We start from the raw sequence: 16076 nt of genomic DNA, 5'->3' as shown, positions 1-16076 counted from the left end.
CTCAGGGTACAGGTTTGGGACTTCATATTACACATGATCTTATTATATCTATTATGGAATTGTTATAGTACGTAATGTTAAATATAATGATAAAGAATATATAGGGCTGAATTTAAGGTTTCTTTGACAAATATATAAAAAATTTTAACAAAGAAGCTTGAAATTATAAATATATGCTTAGAAAAAAGTTTAATATAAAATAGTTATATTTATTATATGCTCTTTAAAAGTAAAATATTTCACAAAAAAGAAATTAATCTTTTTTAAATTTAATTTTAGGAAATAGATATGAAAAGAATACTAGTGTTATGTTCATTAATGATTTCAAGTACATTATTTGCGAATGGTTTAAAAGCAGAATTTTCAAATAAAAAATGGGATGGAATGACTGTTCCAAAAGATGAAGTTTGTTCAAACTTTAATTCTAAAGCAGGTTCAACACCTCCTTTAAAAATATCAAATATCCCAAGTAATGCTTCAAAGTTAATTTTTACATATAATGACAAAGTATTTACAAAAATGGATAATGGGGGACATGGAATAGTAGCTTACAAAATAAGTGAAAATAAAAGTGTAGTTGAAGTTCCATCTCTTAAAGGTGAAACTTTTGAATTAACTGATGGTTTTGAAGTAGTAACTGCTCACACAGGAACAAGATTCAAAAAAACACCAGGAGCTTATCTTGCACCTTGTTCAGGTGGAAAAGGAAATACTTATACAGTAAATATAACAGCTGTAGACTCAGCTAATAAAACATTAGCTTCTACGGAGTTAGTTTTAGGTAAATTTTAAAACAAAGGGGAATTTTCCCCTTTTATTTTAAAAATTGATATTAAATATTATTTATTCTCAATTAAAATCTATGTACTATACATATCCAGATAAAGAACTTGTATTATCAGTTTGTAAATAAGCATTAATCTTACTATTGTTATTTTGGTTGTTTATGGCTTTTAATAAACCGTTAAAATTATTAGTATCTATAGAATCATCTTCAGTACTCACTTTTAATGTTTCCATAAGAAGTTGTAAATTATCTAATGCATTTTGATTATTTTGATTTAATGTTTCAGTAGAGCTATCTGTAGAAGTATCTGTATTTGTTCCATAATATTCTTCAATTTCATCAAGAGACACAACTCCATCTTCATTTGTATCCATAATATCATATTCTTCTTCTGAACTAGACTCACTTCCTTGTCCACCCCCTGAACCTCCACCACCAGAAGCTTCTTGAGGACCAACTCCTGCTAATGTTCCAACTTCACGTGCATCAAAACCCGCTTCTTCCATTGCACTTTCAAGTTCTTTCCCTGGTTCAATTCCAGACTCTTTAAAAGCAGCAACTATCTCTTTTGCATCACTTTGTGTTAAATTATCAGCATCATAATTTTCTAAAATAGAAGATATAGTATCTGATTGAGTAGAAGACAAATTATTACTATTTGAACTATTTTGTACTTCAAAACCAAACTCAGAAAGTAATGATTGAAATTCCTCTTTTGAAGGAATATTTCCATTAAATTTAGACATTGCTGAATCAATTGCAGAACTGAGTTCTGCTTTATTAACTAAGCCATCCGTATTTGAATCATAAGAGGAAAAAATATTCGAATCAATTCCAAGCTCATCAATGTTTAAGGTAGAATCAGAGTTATCATCTTTTTGTGATATCATACGAGTTGCCATAGTACTTGAACTTGGTTGCACGTAGCTTGCCATAATTCCCATGCTTGTTGTATCTATCATGATATCTCCTTTAATAATTTTACTAATTATATCTGATTAAATTAAATGTAAGGTAAACAATATATTTTTAACTTAATTTTCTAAGTTTAAAGTTACTTACTTTTATATTTAAAATTTAGGTTACCACTCCAGTATTAAATATTTCAACAATCTGTAGAAAAAAAGAAAAGACAATTAAAAGTTCCAATAGAACGCACAGATATAAATATTCTAATATTCTTGACATTATAGAATAAATATTCTATAATTCTTTAACGGAGTTTATTATGGCAAGACCTGTAGAATATGATTTAAATAAAGTATTAAATACTGCGATGGAAATCTTTTGGAAAAAAGGCTTTGAGGGTGTATCTATGAACGAGTTAGTTACTCATACTGGATTAAATCGAAGAACTATGTATTCATTATTTAAAGATAAAGAAGGGCTTTTTAGAGATGCACTTGAAAATTATTATAAAAAGCAATCGTCAGATAAATTAAGTGTATTGATAAAAAATCCTGGAATTAAAGGAATTGAGCTATTTTTTGAAACTTTCGTTTTTAGTAATAAATTTATAGGTTGTCTTTTCTCAAATACAATAAGAGAAAAAGACTTTATGACTGAAGAAACATATAATATTCCAAAAAACTACTTTGAAAGTATACGGAATCAATTTGAGATAAATCTTCTTCAAGCAAAAGAGATGAATGAATTTAGTGGTGATGCAAAAGCAATGTCATTGACTATGATTACATTTATACATGGTTTTAATGTTTATGGTAAGTATAATCATTCTAAAGAGAATGGTGATGCAATAATAAAAAATTTCTTATCAATGATAAGATAATTTTTTTTATATATTATAGAATGATTATTCTATAATTAGTTTTAAAAGGAAATATTATGTCAAGATTAGGTGAAGCAATTAAAGAGTATCAAGAAGGATTTAAAAATAAAGTTCCATCAGATATTCAAAGAGTTATGTTAGAAGCAACAAAAAAACTTGAAAGTGAGAAATTAAGTAAAAATGCTTTAAAAGTTGGAGATAGATTTGAAAATGAAGAATTTACTAATATTGATGGTAAGAATGTAAAACTGTATGATTATTTTGTAGATAATGATTTTATGATTATAAATTTTTATAGAGGTTCATGGTGCCCTTATTGTAATTTAGAATTAAAGTCATTACAAGGATATTTAGAAAAGTTTAAAAAATACAAGGCTTCTTTGATCGCAATATCTCCACAAACTCCTGATAACTCTTTAAGTACTAAAGAAAAAAATGAATTAGAATTTGAAGTTTTAAGTGATATAGGTAATAAGGTTGCAAAAGATTTAGGCTTAGTATTTTCATTAGCAGAAGAGTTAAAATCTATTTACGAAAGTTTTAAAATTGATATACCAAATTCAAATAATGATATAACTTATGAACTACCAATGCCAGCAACATATGTAATAAATAAAAAAGGTGAAGTTATATTTTCTTTTGTTGATGAAGACTATACAAAAAGATATGAGCCTGAAGAAATTGTAAAAATTCTAAAAGATAATCTGATTTAGAAACTAAAAGTATACTTTTAGTATACGCTAAAGCAACCTTTAAAAGCTAAAAACTCAATTTAAACTGGCTAAGTAGCCAGTTTATTTATAAATTTAGTTCAAAGGTAAAATAATCTTAAATAAAGCTCCATTATATTTTGGAAAGGTAACATTAATGCATACTTAGAATATAAAAGTCTCTAAGTTAAAATAACAAGTTCAACAACCTGTTATATTTGGAACTTTTAACTAAAACTTAAAGTTGTGTTCCAAATATAAGAGGTTTTTGCATTTTATAAAACTCTTTTGCGAAAATCTAGAAATAAAACCTAAAAATATAGATGAAAATGCAATCTTATTTTTGAAAGAGTGTGAATTAAAAGGAAATGTGAGAGAATTAAAAAATATCATTTATAAAAGCATTTTAAACTCAAGAAATGAAATAATTTCCATTGAAGATATTAAAAATAATATAACTTCAAAGGATGAGAATAAATTAGAAGTTTTTAATAAAATAACAGAGGAATTACTTGATATTTATGGTTTAGAAAATTCAAATTTGATCTTTCAAGACTTTGAAAAACATATGTTAAAAACCCTATTATTCCAATGCAATAATATTTCTAAGATAGCTAATATTTTAGGAATTAGTAGAAATACGTTAAAGACTAAGATTAAAAAATATGATATGCAATAAAGCCTAAGGAGTATCTTTCCAAGGCTCTATCAAAGTCTTTAAACTTAGACATTGTTTTATTTCATTTATATATTTCAGTTCATTTAATGCTTTTTGACAAAGCAAGTTATTATTTGTATTTGTTAAAGCAAAAGTTCGATTTATAACCCACGCATAAGGTTTTATTCCTACTCTTTTTAAATCTTGTTGTAAATCTTTTGCTTCATGGGTTGGTGTTGCTTCAGCTAAAGTTACAAGTAAAATCTTTGTATGTTTCTTATCTTTTATTTTAGGAAGTAATTGTTTTAATTCTTCTTCTAAAGCATCATCTTGGTTTTTAAGGACCTCTTTATGATAAGCTTCAGAAGCATCAAGTAAAAGTAAAGTATGTCCTGTTGGAGCAGTATCAAGTACAACAAAACTTTTCTTAGCTTTTGCAACTGTTTTAGCAAAGGCTTTAAATACAGCTATTTCTTCAATACAAGGAGTACTTAATTCTTCTTTTAGCAGAGCCATATCTCCCTCAGATATTTTTCCTTCATTTTGTGCTATTACTTCATCTACATGTTTTTGTGTTTCTATTTTTGGGTCAATTTTTTCAATTCTAAGATTTTCATTTGTTTTTGAAACATATTCTAAATGTGAAGCTGGATCAGTTGTAGATAAAACTACTTTATGACCTCTTTTTGCTAAACATAACGCAATATTAGAAGCAATAGTAGTTTTTCCAACTCCACCTTTTCCCATAGCCATAATAAGACCATTACCATCTTTTTCAAAATCATTTATTAAACTATCCCAAGAACAAGTATCTCCTAAAATATCTTGCAATGAGCTTTCTAACTTTTTTTTAGCATCGTTGGCTTCTTTTGGAGTCTTATTCTCTATTATATTTTCTAAAGCTTCAATTCCAACTGCTCCATTTGGATAGAAACCAATAGTAGTTTTATCTAAGGCATTTAGTGTTTTATCTAAATTATTTAAAGCCTCAGTAGATTTTTTTTCAAAACTTTTAGCAATACTGTCGTTATCATTTGCTTTAAAAACTCCATTTATAATTAGATGTTGATTAATTATTCCTTGATTTGCAAGTTCAACTGATGCTTTTGATGCTTCAATTAAAGATAACTCTTCAGCTCTTGAAACTAATATTAGAAGAGTTTTATCTTTGTTTTTAAGGTTTTCAACTACATTTTCATATAATTTTTTGTTTTCACTAAGTCCTGAAACTGCACCTAAACAAGAACTTCCTGTAGTGTTATCTTCTATAAATGAATTCCAAGCACTTGGAAGCTTTAAAAGTCTTAAAGTATGTCCAGTAGGTGCTGTATCAAGTATAATATGATCATAATCTTTTGAAATATCAGCATTACCAACATATTTTGAAAACTCATTAAATCCTGCAATTTCAACAGTACAAGCACCACTTAATTGCTCTTCCATTTGCTCTATAGCAACTTGAGGTAATATTCCTCTAAAAGGTGCTACCATCTTTTCTTTGTATTCATAGGCTGCCACTACAGGATTTATGTTCATAGCTTTAAGGTTTTTTACACCATTTACTTTTGTTGGAGTTGAGTTGAGTTTTGTCTCTAATACTTCATCTAAATTTGAAGCAGGGTCTGTGGAGATAAGCAATACTTTTTTACCATCTTTTGCAAGAGCAAGAGATATAGCGCACGACATAGAAGTTTTTCCAACTCCTCCTTTCCCTGTGAAAAAAAGAAATTGCGGTATTTTTTTTATTAAATCTTTCATATTAAAACTTTGCTACAAAAGAGCCTAAACCCATTTTGGAACTCAAAGTTGGAACATTTGGATAATCACCTTTAAATAGCAACTCATCATCTAAAAAAATCAAAGGTAAACACTCAACTCCCTCTTCATTTAAAAGTTTTGAAACTTCATTATTTATTACATACTCTTGAGGTTCAGTACTTAAACCAAATCTTTTTACCTCAAATATATTTTTATCTAAAGAGTTTAAGAAATTTGATAATTGTACTAATTTTGTATCTACACTTGTTCCACAAACTCCTGTTGGACAACACATAGCAGGGTCATATATTTTTAAAGTTTTCATACTATTTCCTTTTAATTTTTATTATAAATATCTTACATTTTAAAACATATATAATGAAAATTTATAAGAGGTAAACCCTCTTATAAAATTATTTTAAAGCTTCAACAACTTTGGGAAGTAATACTTCTTCTATCTCTTTATATGCTTCTTCAAAAGCTTCAAAACCTTTTCCATCTGGATCTTCAAAACCCACATGTATTTTTTTAATAGGTTTTGGAAACATAGGACAAGTTTCATTTGCATGATCACAAACAGTAACTATCAAATCATATTCATTGTCAATAACTGTATCTAAAGTTTTAGAATGATATTCATCTTTCCATATTCCTTTTTCTTCTAATAGTTTTTTTGCATTTGCATTGACTTTTCCACTAGCTTTTACACCACTTGAATCTGCACTAATTCCTTCTAACTTTACATTGATTAAAGCCTCTGCAATAATACTTCTACAAGAATTTCCTGTACACAAAATCAAAACTTTTTTCATATTTTTTTCCTTCATATTAATTTTAAGACTATCCAAGTTTCCAATCAGATGGGAAATTTAGCTTTAATTCTTTGTTCTTAATAAGTTCAATAAAACGTAATACTTCTTTTTTTATTTTCTCTTTTACAATTCTAACTTTGTCTAAGATTTCTTCTTCTGTACCCTCAAAAGTACTTGGATCATCAAAATTCATCATAATACGCTCTCTTACTCCTGGAAATATTGGGCATCTTTGATATGATGATTCATCGCAAACTGTTATAATATACTGAAAAAGTTTTCCTTGTTTTACAAAATCAATTGCTGATTTTGTTTTATTATTTGATATATCAATCCCTTCATCTTCATTTAATACTTTTACAACATATGGATTTAATTTACCAGGTTCAATTCCCGCACTATGAGCTTCAAACTCTTCTCCACCAAATTTTAGTAAAAAAGCTTCTGCCATTTGACTTCTTGCACTATTATGTATACATACAAATAAAACTTTTATTGCCATTTTTTTTCCTTTTTATTAAATTAATGTTAATAACACTATAAATAACACTGGAGGTGTTACTATTAAACCAAATTTACTATATTGCCAAAATCCAATTTTCACTCCTTTCTGAGATAATACATGAAGCCATAATAGCGTAGCAAGGCTACCAAATGGAGTCATTTTAGGTCCAAGATTACACCCAATAATATTCGCATAAGCTAAAGTTTGATTTCCTACATCATGTAGTGCAATATCCATTATCATAACTGTAGGCATATTATTCATAATAGCACTTAAAAAGGCACTAATAAATCCTGTTCCCATCACTGCTACAAAATCACTATGAGTGCTTAAATCTTTTAAAATAACAGTCAAATAATCAGTAAGTCCTGCATTTTTTAAACCATAAACAACTATATATAGTCCAATACTAAACCAGACAACCTGCCAAGGTGCAGTTTTTATTGTAATCCAAGCCTTTGCTGATTTTGTATAACTTGCAATTGCTAAAAATATCAATGCTCCACCTAAGGCAAAAAGTGAGATTGGTAAATCATATCTATCCCCTATAAAGTATCCAACTAAAAGTAAAGCTAAGAAAAACCAAGAAAATTTAAATAACATCTTATTTTTTAAAACATCATCTGGATTTTTAAGTAAGCTAGTATCTATTATTTTTGGAATATCATTTCGTAAGACTAACCATAAAACAATAATTGAAACAAAAGTACTCATAAGATATGGAATAAGCATATTTGATAGGTATTGCATAAAACCTATATTAAAATAGTTTGCTGTTACTATATTTGTAAGATTTGAAAATACAAAAGGTAAAGAAGCACTATCACTTATAAATCCACCAGCTAATAAAAAAGCTAAAATTGTCTTAGCATTTAACTTTAAAATTCTCATTTTTGCTAATAAAATAGGAGTTAAAATAAGTGCGGCTCCATCATTTGCAAATAATGCTGATACAAAAGAACCAAGAACTAAGGCATAAACAAACATCAAATGTCCATTTCCCTTTGAAAGTTTTGCCATTTTGATTGCACACCACTCAAAAAATCCTATTTCATCTAAAACCATAGATAAAATAATAATTCCAATAAAAGCTAAAGTTGCATCCCAAACAATTCCTGTCACTATTAAAACATCATCTAAACTAACCACTTGTAAAACTAAAGCAACTATTGCTCCAATTACCGCTGTTGTTCCTATTTGTAGTCCACGAGGTTGCCAAATTACCAAAATAAGTGTAATAATAAAAATTGCACTTGCTAAAACCATATTTTCTCCTATTATATAAACATATCAACATATATTGATATATTTGAGATTAAAAAAAATTAGTCAGTATTACATGCTCTAATTAATTCTGGTAATTCAAACTCTAAATATGTTATCTCTTTTATACATGAGTTTCTAAATTCATCTAAAGGACTTCGAACTGTATAATAAGCCCATCTTCCTCTTCTCTCCACTTTTAAAAATCCTGCTTCTTTTAATATCTTAAGATGCCTAGATAATCTAGATTGAATCATTTCAAATGAGTTTTCTAAATCACACACACAACAAGAACCATGAATATCAATAAATTTAAGTAACGTAACTCTAGTTTCATCATTAAGTGCAGCAACAGATTTTAAAAAAATATCCAAGTTATGTCCTTTTTTAGAAGTATATCATAATTATATTAATATATCAAGACATATTGATATGTTAATTTGGTAATTTAAATTCACTAGGGGAATTAAAAAAACCATATATTATCGCTACTAGATAATATATATCTTCACATAATTAACTTATATACTAAGATTTAATATTGAAAATAGAACAACACTTCTTTAAATATTTTTGATTGTAGAAAATATACGTAAATCTATATTGAACTGATTTATTGAATAACCAAAACAACTCAAAATAGGAGCTACAAGAACTGCGTTCTCTCTCGAACATCGTACTAAACTGAAAATGCTGAATATATTAAGAGATGAAATGTGGGTAAAAATTATTAAAAAGATAAGTTATAAAAACAAGTTCAACAACCTGTAGGTTTTGGAACTTTCTCTAAGTTTCAAACTAAATTGTTAAACTATGATATAATTTTAATGACTATCAGCTACTGACACAAAACTCTGAACGGTCTCTATTTTGAAGATAAGTTTCTTTCTGTTAAAATATTTTCTAAGGGTTCTGGCTCACCCAAATAAAATCCTTGAATATAATCAACTTCTAAGAGAATTACTTTATCTAGAACTTCCTTATTATGAACAAACTCTGCTACTGTTTTTGCACCAAGTTTTTTTGCTATATCAATTACACTTTGCACAATAATTTCGGATTCTTTCGATATATTAATATTTTTAATTAAAGAACCATCAATTTTGATATAATCGGGTTTTAACATAAGTATATTTTCTAGATTTGAATAACCACTTCCAAAATCATCTAGAGCAACTTTGCAACCTAGTTTCTTTAAACTATTTGTAAAATTTGTCACAATAGTAAAATCCTCAATAAAATCACTTTCTAAAATCTCAAAAGTAATATAAGAAGGACTTTTTAAACTATTTAATTCCTCCATAATATACTTAATAAAATCTTCATTTTGAATATCTAAAAAACTTAAATTTATACTAACTTTTATGTCTTCTATTTTTACAATATTAAATACTTTTTGAATCATTAGTTTGGATAAAGAATCATAAACCTTTATCTCTTTTGATAAGTTTAAAAATTTAGCAATTGAAAAAATATCTGTTTTCTTTTCATTTGTTACTCTCATTAAAGATTCGTATTTTACTATTTTTAATGTCTTTGCATCAATTATTGGTTGGAAATATGGAATAATATAATCATTATATACAGCATTTTTAATAAAGATAATATCATCTATTAACTTCATCTCTTTTTGCTGAGAATAAGCAATTGTAAGAATATCAAGGTTTATATCAATAAGCTTATTCACTGAATCTATTTTCTCTAATTTATTTTCTTTTATAATCATCTTATTTAAGAAATTTCGTACAAAACTAAATGCAATGTTTACATAATGATGTGGTAAGCCTATTTCAACATGTACTTTACTTATAATTTGAAGTTTCATAAAATATTCATCCTTATAATTACCATTAAAAAGATTTGTATACCATTTTATGATTTCAACTTTATGTCTTAAAAAAATCTCATCATTTTTTATAAACTTTTTTGTGTATTTAAAATTAAATAAAAATTCATAAAATTCTTTTATAAAATCTTCTTTATACATAAATGCAATGTCATATATGCTTTTTAAATTATTTGCATCAGATGAAGTAAAGTTATAGTAATTTAATATTTGTAAATAGTTTATATTATCTTTCATATTTACTCATTAAATTCTTTTTTATTTACTTCTTTTAAAATTGTATCAGCAATGATAGAAGTATCATCAGTAATAACCCTTAATTCTTGAGATACATCATAATTAGTTTTTAGTTGAATTTTCAAAATATCAATAATATCATTTACTTGTCCTACCCCATTATTCTGTTCTTTTGATGTTATTTCAACTTCTTTTATTAACTCAATTGTTTTATCAATATTTTCATTAAGATTTTTATATCCCTTAATCATACTATTAACTATTATTTTCCCATCATCAGCTTTTAAAGAAGCTTCTTCAACCAAGTCTTTTATCTCTTTTGCAGCATCCGTACTCCTATTTGCAAGATTTCTTACTTCTTGAGCTACTACAGCAAATCCTTTCCCTGCTTCACCTGCAGTTGCTGCTTCTACCGCTGCATTTAAAGATAAAATATTTGTTTGAAAAGCTATATCATCAATAATTGTAATAGAATCATTTATTAATTTAACTTTTTCATTTATAATATCCATTGATGATGTTGTTTTATCTGCTAGACTTTGTCCTTCGTGGGCTGAACTTACTACAAGATTTGCTAATTCTGACATTTCTACTGTCTTTTCAGAAGTTTGAGATACACTAAAAGTTATATCTTCTAAAATCTCTGTAGTTTTATCAAGACTAAGAGAGGCTTCTTTAGAAGATTCATTAAGTTTATAAACATTCTGATCTAATATCTTTGAAGAACTTTGTAAGTTAAGGCTATTCTTTTTATTTTCAAATAACATTTTAATAATTGCACTTTTAAGTCCATTTATAGATATTACTAAATGATTAAAATCCCCACTTTTATCTAGTTCATCTAAAAATAAATCTTTTTTGTAATTGTAATTTGTATATTCATTTAATGTATAATTAATTTTAGTAAAATGATTTTGTGTTGTGATAATCAAATCATTTACAACTTTTTTAAATTCTTCAAGAGATTTATTTGAAATTTTATATTCAATAATTTGATTATATATTCCATTTTTTACTTTTTCAAGTATTATTTTTGATTCTTGAATAAATTGTTCTTCTTCTTTCTCTTTATTTTTTTGTTTTTCTTCTCTTATTTTTACTATATTCTTAATCTGCGAATATTCACTTGCCATTTTTGTATTTATATCAAAAGAACTATCTTTATCATCCATATTTTTTAAAAAATTTGCTAACTTTTTTGATAACTGCTTTCCATTCCTATTTTCATCTAATTCATGGAAAATTAAAGCAATTGCAATAATTATTTGTATTGTTTGGGAAATGTTATTAGTAGTATATAAAAAAGCATTTAAGGGTAATATAATCATTCCTAGATAATGCACTATACTCATTCTAAAGTAAAGAGATCTAATATTAAGCATTTTGTTCCTTTATTCTATTTTTTAAAGCGAAATAAGTTTTTTATTTTACTTAGTCCAAGTTTTATTGCACTATATTTCATAACTTTTGCTAATTTTTTCCATTCTTCTTTTTTATAACAAGAATTTGGACACGTTCTACATCTTGGCTTAATTATGTGAGGACATTCACTTAATCTATCAAAAGAGTAGGAAATAAGAGTATTACACTCTCCACAAAGAGGTAAATAAAAAGTATAATTTATACTATTATACGTAAGCATAAATTTTTTTGAAGTTTTGTTTTGGTGATTATCTTTACAGTATTGGATAAAAAAAGATTTTAATACTTCAATTTCTTGAACAAATTTATCATTTGTCATTTCTTGATTCATTTTTATAAAAATAATATAAATAACTCATAAACTTTTCTTTGTATTTTTTATACATACCACATTATTTGAGATAATAAAACTATTATTATTACCAAAACAAAGGGTAAAGTATGACCTTTAAAAACAAAAGGCTGAATACCAAAAAAAACTTGGAAAATTCCTCTTAACCCAAGCCAAATACCTAAAATAGATTTTATTGAAAGTAGAATTTGAAAGTTTGAGAGTCCAGATTTTCCAATTACACCAAAATTCATAGATAATAAATATATCCCACTAATAACTGCAACAACAAGTGCTTTAGGAACAAGTGTTTTTGTGAAACCTTTAAAATACCCTCTAACTTCATCATACTTATCTTTTGACAAGACTTTTTGCATTCTCATTAAAATCAAATTATCAGTAAATAAAAATCCTGCGTATATAAGTACAGAAAAGATGTGAATTAGTTTAAAAATTAGATAAATCATTTAATAATTCTATCTTCTTTTTTTATTTCTTTTGTTGATTACAATCAAGTTAATTTAATTATTTTTGTTAGGAGAAGGAATAAAAGATACAAATTTATTTAAGGGAGTAAGCTACATAGTTTTAAGTTACTTTGTAGCTTTTATTTATGAATTTATATATCACCATTAAGCAATTCAATTAATCCTTTTGTTATTTCATTAAATTTTAAAATTCTTTTCCCATTATTTTCTTTTGCAAATTTTTTGGCTTGGGAATAAAGTTCAAAAGCAGGTAAATCATCTCCCGCAGAAGATATTTTATTAGCACCATAAACATAATATGCTTTTTTTGCATCTATAGGTCTAAGATTAGCATAATTTGTAACAACAAGCTCTTTTATTTGATTTTTATCTTTTATATTAGCAGCTGACCATTTTTCAGAATCAAAATAAAAGTCAAACATTGACTTTGGACTTACAAAATAAAATTCTTTCGACTCATTTGTTATAATTTTACTAACCCAACTTGGATTTTTGTAAACCAATATTTTTCTTACTAATCCTTTTGTCTCTTTATTAAAATTCATAGTATTTTCACTTGCATTAAGTGTATATGTCATAATCAGACAATTAAATAAACAAACAAATAACAATTTACTAAACATAAAAATTCCTTTAAACTAAATCTTTTTTTGTAAAAATTACAAAACCTAAAAAAGCAAATACTAAACCCAAAAATAAAGGGTATAATATAGAAAATAAAACAAATATATTTTGTGCAAATGTATCCAAAATATAATATGCGACAGGACCCATGACTGTAAGTTCTGGATCAAATAAAGAGATAGCAGCCACTCTAAAGATTTCCATAGGATTTAAAAGCGCGATTGTAATTATAAAACCTTCTTCAAACCTATTTTGCATCATCAATGATATAAGTGCTATATCAATAAAAGCTAATAAGAATATCCAAACAAAAAATGAAATTCCTAATGCAACTTCACTTGTTTTAACAAAAGAAGAGATAAAAAAAGCAATTCCAAGAAATGCTGAAGAAAGGGAGAAAAGTAATCCTGTGTATAAGAAAAAAATATCCCAAGGAATAGAAGCTCCAATACTCATCCCATAAACAATTGCAATTATCATAGCAAAAAAAACAGGCAAGAATACAGTTACAAATCTTCCAATAATTTTCCCCCAATAATACTGTTTTAAAGAGATAGGGAAAGAAAGCATATATTCCAAAATATGAGTATCTCTATCTCCTGAAATTGAGCGAACAGTAGTAATAAGAATGAAAATAGGCAATATTACAATTGTTATTTGTATATACATAAGAAGAAGTCTACTTAAACCGCTGAACCCCATAACTTGTGATTGAGTTACTCCTGCAATAAAAAATAATGCTATCATTCCCCCAAAAACCAAAGTATAAACAATAAACCACTTTGCTCTAAGAGATTCTTTTAAATCAAGATAAGCTATTAAAGCTAAATTTTTCATTATCTACCTCTTTCTATAACTCTTTTAGACATTTCATCAAAATCAATTTTTTCTGAATTTTCATCAGTAATTGATTCTTTTTTATCATTAGCAGAAAAACCATACCCCATTGGTGTTTTATGAACAGTATCATAATATGATTTTTTTGCATTTATCCATTTACCAGTATTAACATCAATTGTCCAAATTTTTGCACTATCTTTCCATGTAATATTATTTTCTTTGAACCATAAAATAGCACAACCTATATCATCAAATTTATACATATCCCCACTTTCAGGATTTATAACTTGCACCGCATGTTTTCTTCCACTTATTACCATCTTACATCTATCACATACATCCCTATCCCAATGAATATCATGTGCTTCTTCAGAAACTCTTTTTTCACAAGCAATAAATACCATCACTAGAGTAATCAATGCAATAAAATTAAAAATACTTTTTTTCATAACAATTCCTTTATCTTATCATCGGAAGTAATTTTCCCTAAATCCATATAAATCTGCCTATTTACAATCTCTTTTACCTCTTCTAACCTATGGGTTACAAAAAGAGAAATCTTATCTTTTTCATTATCTTTTAACAATCTGTAAAAATCATCTCTTGCCTTTGGATCAAGGTTAGCAGTTGGTTCATCATAAATTATGATATCACTTTCTCTTGCTAAACTAATTGCTATTAGCATTTTCTGTTTCATTCCGCCACTTAACTTAAAAAATGATTTATTTAAATTGCTTTTTATATCTAGTTTCATCTCATTTGCATAATACAAAATCAACTCTTTATCTACATTAGAACTAATTTGTATATATTTAATTAGTTCATCAAGATTTAATTTAATTGGAGGTGGCAATTGAGGAACAAAAGAAATTACATCTAAAATTTCTGTTCTATTTTTAACTGGATTTTTTCCATTAATTAATACCTCTCCTGAACTTGGATGATAATATCCCATAATAGAACGTATAAGAGTTGTTTTTCCTGCTCCATTTGGTCCCATTAGTGCAATATGATCTTTTTTATTGAACTCTATATTCACATTATCTAAGGATAATTGTGAACCAAATTTTTTAGTTAAATTTGTTATTTTAATCATTTTATATTAAACCTTTCAATCTAAAATCAAATTTTAATGCATCAGAGTGACAGACATCAATACAACGTCCACAAAGAGTACAGTCAGCTCCTGTGACATATTGAGTTTTTATGCCTTTTTCTTTTCTTTCTTTGTCATATTTGGCTTTTGTTAAATCTAAAACTTGATTTTCAAAGCAAACATCATGACAGACCATACAATGGTCACAATTATCATTCCATTGAATTCTAAGAACACTTACTTTTCCAATATACCCATATGTTGTTCCTATGGGACAAATATAAGTACACCAAGCACGCCGAGAATAAAAAACTTCAATCAAAAACACTACAAGAACCCACGAGATTGCTAAGCTCCATCCATAAGTAATAAACCTACTTAATATTCCCACTACATTAAAAGTTTCAAAAACTAAATATCCACTTGAAAAAGCCATAACCATAAACATAATCCAAAATACATGTCTTATTTTATGATTAAAACTTCTTCTTTTTATTAACTTCTTATTTACTAAATAATTATGTAGTTTTTCACCTATCTCGCTTAAAAGTCCATATGGACATACCCAAGAACAGTATGTTCGTCCTCCAACAAATATATAAAATACTAATATTGTGGTAGTTCCAATAATTATATTTATTGGTAAATGATAAGTTGCTAGATACATTTGAATTGTAGTAAAAGGATCTATTAAATGAAATCCTAAAAACCTTGAACCATTTAATGTTCCTTCTAATGTTTGTATATCAATTGCAAATGATAAGAAAAAAAGTAGGTGTATAGCAATTACTACTATCCATCTTTTCATTCTATAAGAAAAATATCTTTTCCCCTCTTTTGTCTTATTAAAAAAAGTTGAAAAAAAAGTTGAATTATTTATTGTCTCTTTATTATTCCATTTATCCATTTT

20 protein-coding genes are annotated in these 16076 nt (G+C 26.7%); 4 read left to right on the top strand and 16 right to left on the bottom strand.

Features of this window, described 5'->3' with window-relative positions; translation table 11 throughout:
• The first annotated feature begins 288 nt into the window (after nt 1–288).
• A complete protein-coding gene (locus LXN10_RS14005) occupies nt 289–792 on the top strand; it encodes a hypothetical protein (RefSeq protein WP_375723600.1) in 504 nt (167 codons plus the stop codon).
• 75 nt (nt 793–867) lie between these two features.
• On the opposite strand, the gene LXN10_RS14000 is transcribed toward LXN10_RS14005, so the two are convergent.
• On the bottom strand, nt 868–1749 hold the full coding sequence (locus LXN10_RS14000; RefSeq protein ID WP_375723599.1) for a hypothetical protein: 882 nt from the start codon (nt 1747–1749) through the stop codon (nt 868–870).
• Nucleotides 1750–2015: 266 nt separating this feature from the next.
• Between LXN10_RS14000 and LXN10_RS13995 the strand changes: the two genes are divergently transcribed.
• The 3 genes from LXN10_RS13995 (at nt 2016) to LXN10_RS13985 (ending at nt 3965) form a co-directional block, all read left to right on the top strand.
• On the top strand, nt 2016–2576 hold the full coding sequence (locus tag LXN10_RS13995; protein WP_375723598.1) for a TetR/AcrR family transcriptional regulator: 561 nt from the start codon (nt 2016–2018) through the stop codon (nt 2574–2576).
• Between the two features lie 56 nt (nt 2577–2632).
• Nucleotides 2633–3289, top strand: a complete 657-nt coding sequence (locus LXN10_RS13990) for a peroxiredoxin-like family protein (RefSeq protein WP_375723597.1) — start codon at nt 2633–2635, stop codon at nt 3287–3289.
• Nucleotides 3290–3554: 265 nt separating this feature from the next.
• On the top strand, nt 3555–3965 hold the full coding sequence (locus LXN10_RS13985) for a helix-turn-helix domain-containing protein (protein WP_375723596.1): 411 nt from the start codon (nt 3555–3557) through the stop codon (nt 3963–3965).
• Nucleotides 3966–3968: 3 nt separating this feature from the next.
• Here the strand turns inward: LXN10_RS13985 and arsA are convergent, their stop codons facing one another.
• The 15 genes from arsA to LXN10_RS13910 all read right to left on the bottom strand — a co-directional run bounded on the left by arsA (nt 3969) and on the right by LXN10_RS13910 (nt 16073).
• Complete coding sequence (gene arsA / locus LXN10_RS13980) at nt 3969–5702, bottom strand: arsenical pump-driving ATPase (protein ID WP_375723595.1); 1734 nt, start codon at nt 5700–5702, stop codon at nt 3969–3971.
• A gap of 1 nt (nt 5703) precedes the next feature.
• Nucleotides 5704–6027, bottom strand: a complete 324-nt coding sequence (gene arsD, locus LXN10_RS13975; protein WP_375723594.1) for an arsenite efflux transporter metallochaperone ArsD — start codon at nt 6025–6027, stop codon at nt 5704–5706.
• Nucleotides 6028–6115: 88 nt separating this feature from the next.
• Nucleotides 6116–6514, bottom strand: a complete 399-nt coding sequence (locus tag LXN10_RS13970) for an arsenate reductase ArsC (protein WP_375723593.1) — start codon at nt 6512–6514, stop codon at nt 6116–6118.
• Nucleotides 6515–6542: 28 nt separating this feature from the next.
• The gene (locus LXN10_RS13965) at nt 6543–7016 is read right to left on the bottom strand and encodes an arsenate reductase ArsC (protein ID WP_375723592.1); all 474 of its coding nucleotides are present in this window, start codon (nt 7014–7016) and stop codon (nt 6543–6545) included.
• Between the two features lie 15 nt (nt 7017–7031).
• Nucleotides 7032–8285 (bottom strand): arsenic transporter, encoded by a 1254-nt coding sequence (locus LXN10_RS13960; protein ID WP_375723591.1) that lies wholly within the window; start codon nt 8283–8285, stop codon nt 7032–7034.
• Between the two features lie 59 nt (nt 8286–8344).
• Nucleotides 8345–8656, bottom strand: coding sequence for an ArsR/SmtB family transcription factor (locus LXN10_RS13955; protein WP_375723590.1), 312 nt, complete (start codon nt 8654–8656; stop codon nt 8345–8347).
• A 491-nt stretch (nt 8657–9147) separates the two neighbouring features.
• Nucleotides 9148–10365 (bottom strand): EAL domain-containing protein, encoded by a 1218-nt coding sequence (locus LXN10_RS13950; protein ID WP_375723589.1) that lies wholly within the window; start codon nt 10363–10365, stop codon nt 9148–9150.
• 2 nt (nt 10366–10367) lie between these two features.
• Nucleotides 10368–11747, bottom strand: coding sequence for a methyl-accepting chemotaxis protein (locus LXN10_RS13945; RefSeq protein ID WP_375723588.1), 1380 nt, complete (start codon nt 11745–11747; stop codon nt 10368–10370).
• 14 nt (nt 11748–11761) lie between these two features.
• Complete coding sequence (locus LXN10_RS13940; protein ID WP_375723587.1) at nt 11762–12118, bottom strand: nitrous oxide-stimulated promoter family protein; 357 nt, start codon at nt 12116–12118, stop codon at nt 11762–11764.
• Between the two features lie 47 nt (nt 12119–12165).
• Complete coding sequence (locus LXN10_RS13935; RefSeq protein ID WP_375723586.1) at nt 12166–12585, bottom strand: hypothetical protein; 420 nt, start codon at nt 12583–12585, stop codon at nt 12166–12168.
• 152 nt (nt 12586–12737) lie between these two features.
• A complete protein-coding gene (locus tag LXN10_RS13930; RefSeq protein WP_375723585.1) occupies nt 12738–13229 on the bottom strand; it encodes a nitrous oxide reductase accessory protein NosL in 492 nt (163 codons plus the stop codon).
• A gap of 10 nt (nt 13230–13239) precedes the next feature.
• On the bottom strand, nt 13240–14067 hold the full coding sequence (locus LXN10_RS13925) for an ABC transporter permease (protein WP_375723584.1): 828 nt from the start codon (nt 14065–14067) through the stop codon (nt 13240–13242).
• Nucleotides 14067–14519 (bottom strand): hypothetical protein, encoded by a 453-nt coding sequence (locus tag LXN10_RS13920; RefSeq protein ID WP_375723583.1) that lies wholly within the window; start codon nt 14517–14519, stop codon nt 14067–14069. The genes LXN10_RS13925 and LXN10_RS13920 overlap by 1 nt, the downstream gene beginning before the upstream one ends.
• Nucleotides 14516–15166: an ABC transporter ATP-binding protein gene (locus LXN10_RS13915; protein ID WP_375723582.1), complete on the bottom strand. Its 651-nt coding sequence runs from the start codon at nt 15164–15166 to the stop codon at nt 14516–14518. The genes LXN10_RS13920 and LXN10_RS13915 overlap by 4 nt, the downstream gene beginning before the upstream one ends.
• A 1-nt stretch (nt 15167) precedes the next feature.
• Nucleotides 15168–16073, bottom strand: coding sequence for a NapH/MauN family ferredoxin-type protein (locus LXN10_RS13910; protein WP_375723581.1), 906 nt, complete (start codon nt 16071–16073; stop codon nt 15168–15170).
• Nucleotides 16074–16076 lie beyond the last annotated feature (3 nt).

The organism is Arcobacter iocasae (assembly GCF_042214795.1).
Taxonomy (GTDB): domain Bacteria; phylum Campylobacterota; class Campylobacteria; order Campylobacterales; family Arcobacteraceae; genus Arcobacter; species Arcobacter iocasae.
Note: the sequence above shows the minus strand (reverse complement) of the source record. Positions and strands in the feature narration are given on the sequence as shown.

Excerpts from the sequence above, each read along its gene's own strand:
- LXN10_RS14005 (WP_375723600.1), top strand. The coding sequence starts at position 289 with ATGAAAAGAATACTAGTGTTATGTTCATTAATGATTTCAAGTACATTA.
- LXN10_RS14000 (WP_375723599.1), bottom strand. The coding sequence starts at position 1,749 with ATGATAGATACAACAAGCATGGGAATTATGGCAAGCTACGTGCAACCA.
- LXN10_RS13995 (WP_375723598.1), top strand. The coding sequence starts at position 2,016 with ATGGCAAGACCTGTAGAATATGATTTAAATAAAGTATTAAATACTGCG.
- LXN10_RS13990 (WP_375723597.1), top strand. The coding sequence starts at position 2,633 with ATGTCAAGATTAGGTGAAGCAATTAAAGAGTATCAAGAAGGATTTAAA.
- arsA (WP_375723595.1), bottom strand. The coding sequence starts at position 5,702 with ATGAAAGATTTAATAAAAAAAATACCGCAATTTCTTTTTTTCACAGGG.
- arsD (WP_375723594.1), bottom strand. The coding sequence starts at position 6,027 with ATGAAAACTTTAAAAATATATGACCCTGCTATGTGTTGTCCAACAGGA.
- LXN10_RS13970 (WP_375723593.1), bottom strand. The coding sequence starts at position 6,514 with ATGAAAAAAGTTTTGATTTTGTGTACAGGAAATTCTTGTAGAAGTATT.
- LXN10_RS13965 (WP_375723592.1), bottom strand. The coding sequence starts at position 7,016 with ATGGCAATAAAAGTTTTATTTGTATGTATACATAATAGTGCAAGAAGT.
- LXN10_RS13960 (WP_375723591.1), bottom strand. The coding sequence starts at position 8,285 with ATGGTTTTAGCAAGTGCAATTTTTATTATTACACTTATTTTGGTAATT.
- LXN10_RS13950 (WP_375723589.1), bottom strand. The coding sequence starts at position 10,365 with ATGAAAGATAATATAAACTATTTACAAATATTAAATTACTATAACTTT.
- LXN10_RS13945 (WP_375723588.1), bottom strand. The coding sequence starts at position 11,747 with ATGCTTAATATTAGATCTCTTTACTTTAGAATGAGTATAGTGCATTAT.
- LXN10_RS13940 (WP_375723587.1), bottom strand. The coding sequence starts at position 12,118 with ATGAATCAAGAAATGACAAATGATAAATTTGTTCAAGAAATTGAAGTA.
- LXN10_RS13935 (WP_375723586.1), bottom strand. The coding sequence starts at position 12,585 with ATGATTTATCTAATTTTTAAACTAATTCACATCTTTTCTGTACTTATA.
- LXN10_RS13930 (WP_375723585.1), bottom strand. The coding sequence starts at position 13,229 with ATGTTTAGTAAATTGTTATTTGTTTGTTTATTTAATTGTCTGATTATG.
- LXN10_RS13925 (WP_375723584.1), bottom strand. The coding sequence starts at position 14,067 with ATGAAAAATTTAGCTTTAATAGCTTATCTTGATTTAAAAGAATCTCTT.
- LXN10_RS13920 (WP_375723583.1), bottom strand. The coding sequence starts at position 14,519 with ATGAAAAAAAGTATTTTTAATTTTATTGCATTGATTACTCTAGTGATG.
- LXN10_RS13915 (WP_375723582.1), bottom strand. The coding sequence starts at position 15,166 with ATGATTAAAATAACAAATTTAACTAAAAAATTTGGTTCACAATTATCC.
- LXN10_RS13910 (WP_375723581.1), bottom strand. The coding sequence starts at position 16,073 with ATGGATAAATGGAATAATAAAGAGACAATAAATAATTCAACTTTTTTT.